Annotated in this window: 10 protein-coding genes and 1 other RNA gene; 9 read left to right on the plus strand and 2 right to left on the minus strand. The window is 61.3% G+C overall.

Annotated features, from left to right (window positions below; genetic code table 11):
- Window positions 1–244 precede the first annotated feature (244 nt).
- Window positions 245–1,444 carry a multidrug efflux MFS transporter EmrD gene (gene emrD / locus PG898_RS14130; protein WP_270824405.1) on the plus strand — a complete coding sequence of 400 codons (1,200 nt, stop codon included), beginning with the start codon at window positions 245–247 and terminating at the stop codon, window positions 1,442–1,444.
- A gap of 133 nt (window positions 1,445–1,577) precedes the next feature.
- Here emrD and ssrS read toward each other — a convergent pair.
- A non-coding RNA gene (gene ssrS / locus PG898_RS14135) (6S RNA) lies at window positions 1,578–1,760 on the minus strand.
- Window positions 1,761–1,776: 16 nt separating this feature from the next.
- Window positions 1,777–2,109, minus strand: a complete 333-nt coding sequence (zapA, locus tag PG898_RS14140; protein ID WP_041205956.1) for a cell division protein ZapA — start codon at window positions 2,107–2,109, stop codon at window positions 1,777–1,779.
- A 173-nt stretch (window positions 2,110–2,282) separates the two neighbouring features.
- Between zapA and PG898_RS14145 the strand changes: the two genes are divergently transcribed.
- The 8 genes from PG898_RS14145 to PG898_RS14180 form a co-directional block, all read left to right on the plus strand.
- Complete coding sequence (locus PG898_RS14145; protein ID WP_042649957.1) at window positions 2,283–2,852, plus strand: UPF0149 family protein; 570 nt, start codon at window positions 2,283–2,285, stop codon at window positions 2,850–2,852.
- A 208-nt stretch (window positions 2,853–3,060) separates the two neighbouring features.
- Window positions 3,061–4,284 carry a 2-octaprenyl-6-methoxyphenyl hydroxylase gene (ubiH, locus tag PG898_RS14150; RefSeq protein WP_042649956.1) on the plus strand — a complete coding sequence of 408 codons (1,224 nt, stop codon included), beginning with the start codon at window positions 3,061–3,063 and terminating at the stop codon, window positions 4,282–4,284.
- A gap of 99 nt (window positions 4,285–4,383) precedes the next feature.
- Window positions 4,384–5,604, plus strand: a complete 1,221-nt coding sequence (locus tag PG898_RS14155; RefSeq protein WP_042649959.1) for an FAD-dependent 2-octaprenylphenol hydroxylase — start codon at window positions 4,384–4,386, stop codon at window positions 5,602–5,604.
- A gap of 387 nt (window positions 5,605–5,991) precedes the next feature.
- A complete protein-coding gene (gcvT, locus tag PG898_RS14160) occupies window positions 5,992–7,089 on the plus strand; it encodes a glycine cleavage system aminomethyltransferase GcvT (protein WP_005329285.1) in 1,098 nt (365 codons plus the stop codon).
- A gap of 78 nt (window positions 7,090–7,167) precedes the next feature.
- Window positions 7,168–7,557, plus strand: a complete 390-nt coding sequence (gcvH, locus tag PG898_RS14165; RefSeq protein ID WP_005329287.1) for a glycine cleavage system protein GcvH — start codon at window positions 7,168–7,170, stop codon at window positions 7,555–7,557.
- Between the two features lie 219 nt (window positions 7,558–7,776).
- Window positions 7,777–10,653 carry an aminomethyl-transferring glycine dehydrogenase gene (gene gcvP / locus PG898_RS14170; protein ID WP_042649955.1) on the plus strand — a complete coding sequence of 959 codons (2,877 nt, stop codon included), beginning with the start codon at window positions 7,777–7,779 and terminating at the stop codon, window positions 10,651–10,653.
- A 550-nt stretch (window positions 10,654–11,203) separates the two neighbouring features.
- A complete protein-coding gene (locus PG898_RS14175) occupies window positions 11,204–12,727 on the plus strand; it encodes a type I restriction-modification system subunit M (RefSeq protein ID WP_270824404.1) in 1,524 nt (507 codons plus the stop codon).
- On the plus strand, window positions 12,717–13,218 hold a 502-nt coding region (locus PG898_RS14180), incomplete at its 3' end, for a hypothetical protein (protein WP_270824403.1). The genes PG898_RS14175 and PG898_RS14180, both read left to right, overlap by 11 nt.

Consider the following 13,218-nt stretch of genomic DNA (forward strand, 5'->3'; position numbering starts at 1 on the left):
GTCAGTTTGACGGGGCCGCTGGCCCCGTCACATTAGAAAAACTTGGGAAAGCAGATTATAAAGATTCGTTCGTTTTTTGTGACATGAATCACTAAGATCACCGCAAGCCAAAGAGCGTCCTGCTCCTGGCGGGTGCGGGTCCTCCGCCTTGCGTTTCACCTTTGATTGACCCTGTTTATTGGATCCCCTCTGCGGTTCTCTGCCAGAGGCGGGCAGCTTTTCGATGATTTTTCGGGACTGAGATATGTATCGGCACAGTTTTTATCCGCTGTTTTTCCTGACCATTCTGATGGTCGCCGTGGGCCAGATGACCCAGACCCTCTATGTGCCCTCCATTCCCATGATGGCGGGGGACTTTCATGTGGCCTCCGGCCAGTTGCAGGCGGTGATGGCCTGCTACCTGATCCCGTATGGCCTCTCCCAGTTCGTCTACGGTCCGCTGTCGGATCGCATAGGTCGTCGCCCCGTGCTGCTCATCGGCATGATGGTGTTTCTGGTGGGCACCCTGACCATTCAGCTGATCCCGCACTTTGCCGCCCTGCTGGCCGGCAGCTTCATCCAGGGGTTGGGCACGGGGGCCGGTGGCGCCATGAGCCGGACCGTGATGCGGGATCGCTACAGCGGCGCCGAGCTCAACCGCGCCAACAGCCTGGTGAGCATGGGGGTGATCTTCTCCCCCCTGCTGGCACCCGTGCTGGGGGGCTGGCTGACCGAGCTGTTCAACTGGCGCGCCGGCTACTGGTTCCTGTTCGGCTTCGGCGCCCTGACCACCCTGGCCCTGCTGGCCTGGTTTGGCGAGACCCTGCCGGCGAGCGCCCGTCAGCAACCACTGCGGGTCGGCGCCGCCTATCGCCACGTGCTCGGCAACCCGCGCTTTCAGGGCAACCTGCTCTGCCTGATGGCGACCTTCGCGGGACTCGCGGTATTCGAAGCGGCGGCCGGGGTGCTGCTCGGCGACGTGCTCAAACTGAGCGCCCGCACCGTGAGCGTGCTGTTCGTGCTGCCGCTGCCCGGCTACCTGTTCGGTGCCTGGCTCTCGGCCCGCCTGAGCTTTCGCCTGAGCCAGGGCAAGCTGATGCGCCTTGGTATTGCCTTCCTGGGGCTGGGGGCCCTCATCATTCTGGTGCCCGGCCTGTTCGGGGTGGTGAGTGCGGCTTCCCTGGTGGGGGGCGCGGCTGTCTACTTCATCGGCAGCGGCATCCTCTACCCGACCGCCACCTCCTGCGCCATCGAGCCCTTCCCGGGTCAGGCGGGCACCGCCGGGGCCATCCTGGGGGGCATGCAAAACCTGGGGGCCGGTGTGGTCACCCTGCTGGCCGCCAGCTTCCCAATGGAAGGGCAGGTGACCCTGGGGGCCATCATGGTGGTGATGGTGCTGATCGTAGCCCTGAGTTTCCTCTGGCTGCGCCACAATGGCTCGCCCCACGAGCAGATGGCCGTCTGAGTGCATCCAGGTCAGGTACAGAGCCCGCCCTCGTCGGCGGGCTTTTTATTGCGCCTGGTTCATGGACGATGGGCCCCTGGGCTGTACGCAGAAAAAGAAAGAGCCCGTCATATCAATGACGGGCTCTTGTGTTAGGTACCCCGGAGATGCCGTTGCCGGTTTGGGCCCTTGAACCGTGAGTTCAAGGCGGAGTTCTAAACTGGCCGCAGGCTTCTCGGTCGGGCCGAGCATGCGCAATAGTCAGAAGATAGAACTCCTGTTGGGTATGATTATCGGCTCGGGGACTTGAACCGGCTGACGCACACCCCAGGGAATTTTAAAACGGGTCGCGCTTAGGGCTGACGGCCCTCCTCGCTGGAATCACCATATTGACCGTGCTCGATCAAGGCCGCTTCTATGGTGCGCTGCAGCATCTTGATCCGCTTGTCCATGGTCTCAGAGTATTGGTGGTTCTTCTCTTTTTCAAGGCAGAGCTCATGACAGAAGTTGAGCGCCGCCATGATGGCAAGCTGTTCATTGCTGGAGACCTTGGAGCGTTGACGCAGCTCGATAAGCTTGTCACTCAGCTGGTCGGCGGCCTGGCGCAGGGCATCCTGTTGTCCCAAGGGACAGGATACCTTGTAGGGACGTCCCAAAATGACGATTTCTACGGCCTCTATGCTCATGCCTTCCTCAATACGGCGGGGCTGATTCCCGCTTTTATCCACGTGGACAACTGGGCGGGACTATATAGCGCAGATGCAGAAGTTTCAAGGCCTTGCTGGCTCTGGGAGGGGGAGAATGCTAGGATCTCGGCCATAATTTTTGCATATTTGCCTGAACTTTGAGCGGATCTTCGATGAGCAAAACGAACCCCCTGAAATACGCGGCCGTGGCCGACCTGATGGAGCAGCACGAGCTGATGGCGACGGCTGTCGAGGCCCATGGCGTGATCTGCGGCCTGGTGTGCGGTGGCGTGGTACTGGACGACAAGAGCTGGCTGCCTCCTTTCAACGATCTGATCAACGATGGTTTCGGCTTGCCGGCGCCGGTGCGCCAGGTGATGACCGAGCTCTATCAGAGCGTCATCGAGAGCCTGATGGCACAAAAAGGGGTCGAGCTGCTGTTGCCAAGTGACGAGGCGCCGCTCGACGAGCGCATCGATGCCCTGGTGGACTGGTCCCAGGCCTTCCTGGCCGGTTTCGGTGTGGTGCAGCAGGAGCTTTCCAGGGCTTCCGAGGAGCTGCAGGAGATGATCCAGGACATCGCCAGCATCACCCAGGTCTCGGCGGAGTTCGATCAGGAGGATGACGAGAACGAAGCTTCCTTCCTGGTGCTCTACGAACACGTGCGCCTCGGGGTCATGATGGCGTTCGAGGAGTTCGGCAAGCGCCCGGATGCCCCGAGCACCCCGCCGACCCTGCACTGAATCCCGCAAGAGTGCCCGAACGGAGATAGAAAAGAGCGCCTTATGGCGCTCTTTTTCCGTGATGGTTCTGCGCGGAGGAGGGGAGTGCCGAGCGGGCTCTGGCGAGCCAACTGTCGGTGCCAAATCTGTTTTTTGCCCGTGGCCTCGCATCCCGCCTCCCGCCTTTGTGATAGCATTGGCCCACGTTTTTAGCCTATGCCCTCTTCTCATGTCTCATTCTGATCCGGTTCACGTCGACGTGGCTATCGTCGGCGGTGGTATGAGCGGCGCCGTGCTGGCCCTCTCCCTCGCCGCCCTGAAGGGGCCGAGCGGTGCCCCCCTGCAGATCCTGCTGCTGGAGGCGAGCGCCCCCGAACTCAATGCCCATCCCGGCTTCGATGCCCGCGCCATCGCGCTGTCCGCCGGCACCTGCGAGGCGCTGGCCCGGCACGGGCTCTGGTCCCGTTTTGCTCCTCACTGCGCCCCCATCACCCATATCCATGTCTCGGATCGGGGTCACTGCGGCCAGACCCGGCTCACGGCGGCGCAGTTTGGTCTGCCCGCCCTCGGCCAGGTGATCGAACTCTCTGCCGCCGGCATAGCGCTGCAGCAGGGGATGGACGCCACCGCGAACATCAGGCTGTGCTGCCCGGCCCAGCTCTCCACCATAGCGCCACAGGAGGAGGGGGTGACCCTGACGCTTGCCAGCGGCGAGCGCTACCAGACCCGGCTGCTGGTGGCGGCCGATGGGGGCAACTCCTTCGTGCGCCAGCACTTCAAGCTGCCGGTCAGTCGCCATGACTATGAGCAGAGTGCCATCATCGCCACGGTCAAGACCGCCGAGGATCCCGCCGGCCGGGCCTTCGAGCGCTTCACCGAAGGGGGGCCGCTGGCGCTGCTGCCCATGCAGGAGGGGCTCTCCTCCCTGGTGTGGAGCGTCCCGCGGGACGAGGCGCAGGCCCTGATGGCGCAGGATGATGCCGCCTTCCTAGCCCGTCTGCAGCAGGCCTTTGGCTGGCGGCTCGGGCGCTTCGTGCGCACAGGGGCGCGCAACCTCTACCCCCTGGTGCTGACGGTGGCCGACTATCCCCTGGCCCAGCGCACCGTGCTGGTGGGCAATGCCGCCCACCTGTTGCACCCCATCGCCGGCCAGGGCTTCAATCTCGGCATGCGCGACCTGGACTTGCTCACCCAGGCGGTGGCCCAGGCCCTCGCGGCCGGGGAGGACATCGGCAGTTTCGAGGTGCTGAGCGCTTACTGGCAGCGGCGCAAGGGGGATCAGGAGCAGACCATCTGGCTCACCTCCTCTCTGGCCCAGCTCTTCTCCAACGGCCATGCCCCCCTGGTGGCCGGTCGCAATCTGGCGCTCTCCCTGATGGGGCGACTGCCCTGGCTGCAGGCGCCGCTCGCCTCCCGCACTCTGGGGTTTGTCGCCGATCTGTGCCGTGAATGAGGTGTGCCGAGAAGAGGCGACACCGAACAACTTGATGAGGGGATGCCAGCGGGCGTCCTCCTGCTGATCCTGGCGATCAGCCACGAAAGGATAGAGATGATGCAGATGCAAAATGTGGATGTGGTGATCGTGGGGGGCGGTATGGTGGGCCTGGGGCTCGCCGCCGCCCTCAAGAACAGTGCGCTCACGATCGCCATCGTCGAGGGGCAGCTGCCCGACACCCAGCTCGGGGAGGCACCGGACAACAGGGTCAGCGCCCTGAGCCTCGCCAGTCAGCGCATCTTGCAGGGGGTCGGCGCCTGGGACGGCATAGTGGCGCGGCGCCTGCAAGCCTACGACAGCATGGCGGTGTGGGAGCAGGACAGCTTCGGTCATATCGGCTTTGATGCCGCCAGCCTGCGCCAACCGGCGCTCGGCCACATCGTCGAGAACCGGGTCATCCAGCTGGCGCTGCTCGATGCCATCGCGGGAGCGAACAACATCAGCCTGCTCACCCCGGCCCGGGCCCAGAGCCTGCAAGTGAGCGATGCGGGCGCCCTGTTGCTGATGGAGGATGGCCGTGCCCTCTCGGCTCGCGTGGTGGTGGCCGCCGACGGCGCCCACTCCTGGGTGCGCCGTCAGGCGGACATCCCGCTCACCAGCTGGGACTACGGTCACCACGCCCTGGTGGCGACGGTGCGCTGTGCCGAGCCCCACGAGGCGGTGGCGCGCCAGATCTTCACCCCCGAAGGCCCGCTCGCCTTCCTGCCCCTGTGGGAGCCCAACCTCTGCTCCATCGTCTGGTCTGTGCCCGCCACGCGGGCCGAGGCGCTGTGCGCCCTGGACGATGAAGGCTTCAATCGCCAACTCACCACCGCCTTTGATGGACGGCTGGGGCTGTGCAAGGTGGAGGGGGCCCGCAGCGCCATTCCGCTCACCGCCCGCTACGCCCGGGACTTTGCCCGCGAGCGGCTGGTGCTGGTGGGAGACGCGGCCCACACCATACACCCGCTGGCGGGGCAGGGGGTCAACCTGGGTCTGCTGGATGCGGCGGCCCTGGCCGAACAGCTCCTCAAGAGCCAGAACGCAGGGGCGGATATCGGCCTGCTGGCCAACCTGCGCGGCTATGAGCGCTGGCGCAAGAGCGAGGCCGCCCGCATGCTGGCAGCGATGGAAGGGCTCAAGCGACTATTTGGTGGCAGCCACCCCCTCAAGAAGCTGGTGCGCGGGGTGGGATTGCGGGCCGTCGATGGCCTGGCGCCGCTCAAGCAAAGCGTGATCCGGGCCGCCATGGGGCTGGACGGTGAGCTGCCTGCTCTTGCCAAGGGTGAAAAAATCTAATCTTACTCGCTATTTTTAACAATAAAACTAATCTGACAAGGCTGAATGCCCCTCCGGGGTGTCAGCCTTTAATGTTGGCGGGAAGCGAAACGTTTTTCTGTAAATTGTGACGTAACGGTAAAAATCAACATTAAATCTCGAACATCCCGGGTTTGTACTGTTTTTATCACTGTTTTTGTCTTAGTGTCTGGTGTCTGTTTGTCGGAGCAGGATTAGTTTTTTTTGAGCGGCACACCGGCGCTCTTGTCATATAATCCGCTCCGTTCAAGGAATCACTCCTGCCCCACGGGTGGGAACGAGCACAGACCTTGCGGTTCGCCCTCCCGCTGTGCAAGGGAGCCGGAGCGGATTGCGAGCGTTGTCGCGAACGCTTAAGGAAACACAGCGATGATCCAGACTACTGTACTGCATCCCAAACACCTGGAAGCTGGCGCCAAGATGGTGGACTTCCACGGTTGGGAAATGCCCATCAACTACGGCTCCCAGCTGGAAGAGCACCACGCGGTGCGCAGCGATGCGGGCATGTTCGATGTCTCCCACATGACCATCGTCGATTTGACCGGCGAGCGAGTCAAAGCCTTCCTGCAACACCTGCTGGCCAACGACGTGGCCAAGCTCACCGTCCCCGGCAAGGCCCTCTACAGCGGCATGCTGAACCCGGAAGGCGGCGTCATCGACGACCTCATTACCTATTACCTGACCGATACCTTCTACCGCCTGGTGGTGAACTCCGCCACCCGCGAGAAGGATCTGGCCTGGATCCGCCATCACGCCATCGACTTCTCTGTGAGCGTGACCGAGCGCCCGGAGCTTGCCATGATCGCGGTGCAGGGGCCCCACGCCAAGGCCAAGGCGGCCAAGGTGTTCACCCCTGAGCAAAATGCAGCGGTCGAGGGCATGAAGCCCTTCTTCGGCGTGCAGGCCGGGGATCTCTTCATCGCCACCACTGGCTACACCGGCGAAGACGGTTATGAAATCGTGGTGCCCGAGCCCCAGGCCTGCGCCCTGTGGCAGTCCCTGCTGGACAACGGCGTGGCCCCTTGCGGCCTCGGTGCCCGTGACACCCTGCGCCTGGAAGCGGGCATGAACCTCTACGGTCAGGACATGGACGAGTCAATCTCGCCCCTGGCCGCCAACATGGCCTGGACTCTGGCCTGGGAGCCCAGCGATCGCCAGTTTATCGGTCGCGCCGCCCTGGAAGCCCAGAAAGCCGCCGGCACCCAACCCAAGCTGGTGGGTCTGGTGATGGAAGAGAAAGGTGTGCTGCGTGCCGGCATGCCGGTCACCTTCACCAGCGAGAGCGGTGAGCAGCGCGAAGGGGTGATCACCTCCGGCTCCTTCTCGCCGACTCTGGGTTACAGCATCGCCCTGGCGCGGGTGCCCCGCGACATTGGCTCTGAAGCCCAGGTCGAGATCCGCAAGAAGCTGGTCACCGTGAAGGTCACCAAGCCGGCTTTCGTGCGCAACGGCCAGCCCCTGGTGTAATGATTGATTGCGGCGAAGGGGAGCCCCTTCGCCGACCCATTTTTGTTGAAGCGATCCAAGAGCATAAAGGAAGCACAAATGAGCCATATCCCGAGCGAACTGAAATATGCCACCTCCCACGAGTGGGTCCGTGTTGAAGCCAACGGCGAAGCCGTGGTCGGCATCACCGAGCACGCCCAGGATCTGCTGGGAGACATGGTGTTCGTCGACCTGCCGGAAGTGGGCAAACAAGTGAGCGCCGGCGAAGATTGCGCCGTGGCCGAGTCGGTCAAGGCCGCCTCCGACATCTACAGCCCGGTGAGCGGCGAGATCCTGGCCATCAACGAAGAGCTGGAAGGCAGCCCCGAGCTGGTCAACTCCGACCCCTACGGTGCCGGCTGGCTGTTCCGCATCAAGCTGGATGATGCGGGCGAGCTCGCCAACCTGCTGGATGCCGAAGGCTACCAGAACGTGGTGGACGAAGAGTAATGCCCCCGGGCCCTGCCAACACAGCAGGGCCCTCTTGTATGACTGCCATCCTGCGGCCATGACGGTTGCAGGAAGGGCGCAGCCTTTGCGCCTTCGGGATGCCCTTGCCGCATTCCCCGTCTGCCTGCGGCGGACACAGAACATGAGTGGAGCCGGTATTCACCGGCTATCAGGAACATCAGGTCTTGGTTATCAGGACTTCATACCAGGAATAGGGAAATGACCCAGTCACTGTTTGAACTCGAGCAAAAAACCGATTTCATCCGCCGTCACATCGGCCCGGGTGAGGAAGAAGTGCGGGCCCTGCTCGCCACCGTGGGGGCCGAGAGCCTGGACGATCTGATTGAGCAGACTGTCCCCGCCACCATCCGTCGCCCGGGCCCGCTCGGCATCGGCGCCCCCATGACCGAAGTGGAAGCCCTGGCCAAGCTCAAGGGCTATGCGGCCAAGAACCAGGTCGCCAAGAGCTACATTGGCATGGGCTATCACGACACCCACGTGCCCCACGTCATCTTGCGCAACGTCTTGGAAAACCCGGGCTGGTATACTGCCTATACCCCCTATCAGCCGGAGCTGGCCCAGGGCCGCCTCGAAGCTCTGCTGAACTTCCAGCAGCTGACATTGGATCTCACCGGCATGGATCTGGCAAGCGCCTCCCTGCTCGATGAAGCGACCGCCGCCGCCGAAGCCATGGCACTGGCCAAGCGCATGGCCAAGTCCAAGTCCAACCTCTTCTTCGTGGCCGACGATGTTCACCCCCAGGTGATCGACGTGGTCAAGGAGCGCGCGGTGCACTTCGGTTTCGACGTGGCCGTGGGCCCCGCCTCTGACGCGGTGAGCGAAGAGGTGTTCGGTGCCATGTTCCAGTACCCGGGCACCACCGGCAACGTGACCGATCTGCGTTCCCTGATCGCTGCGGTCCAGGCCCAGAAGGGGCTGGCCTGCGTCGGGACCGACATGCTCGCCCTGCTGCTGCTCAAATCCCCGGGTGAACTGGGGGCCGACGTGGTGTTCGGCTCTGCCCAGCGCTTCGGCGTGCCCATGGGTTACGGTGGCCCCCACGCCGCCTTCTTTGCCACCCGCGATGCCTACAAGCGCTCCATGCCGGGCCGCATCATCGGCGTCTCCAAGGATGCCCGTGGCAAGAATGCCCTGCGCATGGCGATGCAGACCCGCGAGCAGCACATCCGCCGCGAGAAGGCGAACTCCAACATCTGTACCGCCCAGGTGCTGCTGGCCAACATGGCGAGCTTCTACGCCGTCTACCACGGCCCGGTGGGGCTGAAAACCATCGCCTCCCGCGTCCATCGCCTGACCAGCATCCTGGCGCTCGGCCTCAAGGCCAAGGGCCTGGCCCTCAAGCACGATAGCTGGTTCGACACCCTCACCGTGCTGACCGCAGGCAAATCAGAGCTGATCGCCAAGGCCGAAGCGCTGGGCATCAACCTGCGCGCGGATCTGGACGGCGCTGTCGGTGTGTCCCTCTCCGAGACCACCACCCGCGAGGACGTGGCCGAGCTGTTCGACCTCTTCCTGGGGCAAGGCCACGGGCTCGATGTCGCGGCCCTGGATGCCAAGGCCCAGGGCCATCACGCCATCCCGCAGGATCTGCTGCGCACCGACGCCGTGCTGACCCACGAGGTGTTCAACAAGTACCACTCCGAGACCGAGATGCTGCGCTACATCCACCGTCTCGAAGCGAAAGATCTGGCCCTGAACTACGCCATGATCTCCTTGGGCTCCTGCACCATGAAGCTCAACGCCACCGCCGAGATGATCCCGGTGACCTGGCCCGAGTTTGGCAAGCTGCACCCCTTCGCCCCGCTGGCCCAGACCCAGGGTTACCAGCTGCTACTGGCAGACCTCGAAGACTGGCTGGTGAAGGTGACAGGTTATGACGCCGTCTGCATGCAGCCGAACTCCGGCGCTCAGGGGGAATACGCGGGCCTCTTGGCCATCAAGAAGTACCACGAGTCCCGCGGCGAGGGGCATCGCGATGTCTGCCTGATCCCGGCCTCGGCCCACGGCACCAACCCGGCCTCCGCCCAGATGGCGGGCCTCAAGGTCATCGTCACCGCCTGCGACAAGGCCGGCAACGTGGATCTGGACGACCTGCGCGCCAAGGCTGCGGAGGTGGGGGACCAGCTCTCCTGCCTGATGGTGACCTATCCCTCCACCCACGGGGTGTACGAGGAGACCATCAAGGAGGTGTGCGACATCGTTCACCAGTATGGCGGTCAGGTCTATCTGGACGGCGCCAACATGAACGCGCAAGTCGGTTTGACGGCGCCTGGCTTTATCGGTGCTGACGTCTCTCACCTCAACCTGCACAAGACCTTCGCCATTCCTCATGGCGGTGGCGGCCCGGGCATGGGTCCCATCGGCGTGAAAAAACACCTGGCTCCCTTCGTGGCCGGTCACGCCGTGGTCAAGACCGACAAGGAGAGCCGTGACAACGGCGCCGTGTCTGCCGCCCCGTTCGGCTCGGCCAGCATACTGCCCATCAGCTGGATGTACATCGCCATGCTGGGGGACGAGGGGCTGAAGAAATCCACCCAGGTCGCCATCCTCAACGCCAACTACCTGGCCAAGAAGCTCGGCGAGTCCTTCCCCGTGCTCTACACCGGGCGTAACGGCCGGGTGGCCCACGAGTGCATCCTGGACATACGTCCGCTCAAAGAGGCCTCCGGCATCAGCGAGATGGACGTGGCCAAGCGCCTGATGGACTACGGCTTCCACGCGCCGACCATGAGCTTCCCGGTAGCGGGTACCCTGATGGTCGAGCCGACCGAATCCGAATCCAAGCGCGAGCTGGATCGCTTCGTCGAGGCCATGACCGCCATCCGCGCCGAGATTGCCCGGGTGCAGGACGGCCACTGGAGCCTGACCGACAACCCTCTGGTCAATGCACCACACACCCAGGATGACGTCATGGACGAGCAGTGGAGCCGCGGTTACACCCGCGCCGAGGCGGTCTTCCCGTCCGACGCCGTGCGCGCCAGCAAGCTGTGGCCCTCGGTGAACCGCATCGACGACGTTTACGGCGATCGCAACCTGTTCTGCTCCTGCGTTCCGACCGAGGATTACGCCAAGTAATAGCGGCGCTGATCACGGCCATTTAAGTTGGAAACCGTGACATTGAAGTTGGAAACCGACCATTTAAGTTGGAAACTCAAAGGCCCTGCAACAGCAGGGCCTTTTTATTTTTTGCGGTGATTAACTGTAATTAAATTACAAAAATGATCTCGGTTGGTGATCACGGACATTTAAGTTGGAAACTGAAAGACCTTGCATCGCAGGGTCTTTCTATTTGCGCGGTGCATGAATTGCGCAACAGCTGGGCGTTGATTGGGCAATATAAGTGACGTGACCCGCGTCGATGCTCTGCTCGCGGCGGATCTTTATAGCGATCATTGCGATAGAGGCAAAATGCGAGCTGGCACTCTTGACGCACCTGCGCCAGTTGCGACAGACTGCCGCCGCATCATTGGCGATAACGCGATATGTTGTGAACGTGCCGCCGCTTGCCACCCTCAGTGTCAGGCCTCTCCCTCGCGGCCCGCTGGCTTGAACGATTAATCCTGCACCCCGCTCAAGCGCCAGCGCTTTCCCGTTTATCCGGCCACAGCCCAAGGAATTGTGACTTATGACAACCTCGATAAACCAGGACGATATCAACAAGGCCCTCTGGTCTGCCTGCGATACCTTCCGGGGCACTGTCAGCCCTGATACCTATAAAGATTTCGTGCTCACCATGCTGTTCCTGAAATACATCTCCGATGTCTGGCAGGATCACTACGACGGCTACAAGGCGCAATATGGCGATGAGCCGGAGCTTATCGAAGAGATGCTCAAAAACGAGCGTTTCGTGCTGCCTAAACAGGCCAGTTTCTACAGCCTGTTCGAGCGTCGTCACGAGCCAGGCAACGGCGAGCGGATCGATCAGGCGCTGCATGCCATCGAAGAGGCCAACGGCACCAAGCTCAAAGACGCGGGCAAGAGTGTGTTTCAGGACATCAGCTTCAACACCGACCGACTCGGCGAAGAGAAGCAGAAGAACACCATACTGCGCCACCTGATGGAAGATTTTGCCAAGGATGAGCTCAACCTCAAGCCTAGCCGGGTCGGCACCCTAGATGTGATCGGCAACGCCTATGAGTATCTCATCAAGAACTTCGCCGCCAGCGGCGGCCAGAAGGCGGGGGAGTTCTATACCCCGCCGGAAGTCTCTGATCTGATGGCCGAGCTGCTGGAGCCGATGCCGGGCGACACCATCTGCGATCCGGCCTGTGGCTCGGGGTCGCTCTTGATGAAGTGCGGCCGCAAGGTGGTGGAAAACCATGGCGAGAAGCACTACGCCCTCTACGGTCAGGAGGCCATCGGCTCTACCTGGTCGCTGGCAAAGATGAACATGTTCCTGCACGGGGAAGACAACCACAAAATCGAGTGGGGCGATACCATCCGCAACCCCAAGCTGCTGGATATTAACGGCGATCTGATGCGCTTTGATATCGTGACCGCCAACCCGCCCTTTTCGCTGGATAAATGGGGTTATGAGGAGGCGGGGAACGATAAGTTTGGTCGCTTCAAGCGCGGGCTCCCGCCCAAAACCAAGGGGGATTACGCCTTTATCCTCCATATGATTGAAACCCTCAAACCCAAGAGCGGAAGAATGGGCGTAGTGGTGCCCCACGGTGTGCTGTTCCGGGGGGCGAGCGAGGGGAAAATTCGCCAGCAGTTGATCGACGAGAACCTGCTCGATGCGGTGATCGGCCTGCCGGAGAAGCTCTTCTACGGCACCGGCATCCCCGCCGCCATCCTGATCTTTAAAAAGCAGAAGGTGGATGACAATGTGCTGTTTATCGACGCCAGCCGCGAGTTCAAGGCGGGTAAAAACCAGAACCTGCTAAGCGCGGACAATATCGCCGACATCGTCGCCACCTATCGCAATGGCGGCAATGTCGATAAGTATGCCTATCTTGCCTCGCTTAAAGAGATCATCGATAACGACTACAACCTCAATATTCCTCGCTATGTGGATACTTTTGAGGAGGAGTCCGAGATCGATCTGCTGGCGGTGCGTGCCGAGCGGGAGTTGCTTAAAACCCAACTGACCGAGCTGGAAGGCGAGATGGCCAAGTATCTGGAGGAACTCGGCTATGGTGCCTGAATGCTGGAAGGTAGTTGAGATTGGTCAATGTCTATCTCTTCTTAAGAGTGGATTATCACGTCAATTGAGCAAAGATGATATTGGAATTCCTGTTATTCGCTCAGGGAATATGAGTGATCAAGAGGTTGATTTTTCTGATTTGAAGTTTTGGTATATTGATGACCCTCAGGGTGCTAATACGCAAAGCTATATCTTAGATGATGGTGATCTACTGATTAACTTTATTAACAGTCAGAGTCAAATTGGAAAATCTTGTCTGTTCAAAAACAAGATTGGTCGCCCTTGTATCTACACAACCAATATTCTTCGCGCCAAAGCTAAAATTGATGGTCAGTATCTTTTTTATACAACAAAAACAAAGCAATACAATGACTATATTCAATCAATAACAAAGCCTGCGGTCAATCAAGCTAGGGAAGGTGCGAATAAGCGGGGAAATTCTTCTCGGCTGACTCAGTCATTTCATTTCTTCATGTTTGAGCCGATTTTTT

This window comes from Aeromonas sp. QDB31, assembly GCF_027707605.1.
GTDB classification, from domain to species: domain Bacteria; phylum Pseudomonadota; class Gammaproteobacteria; order Enterobacterales; family Aeromonadaceae; genus Aeromonas; species Aeromonas media.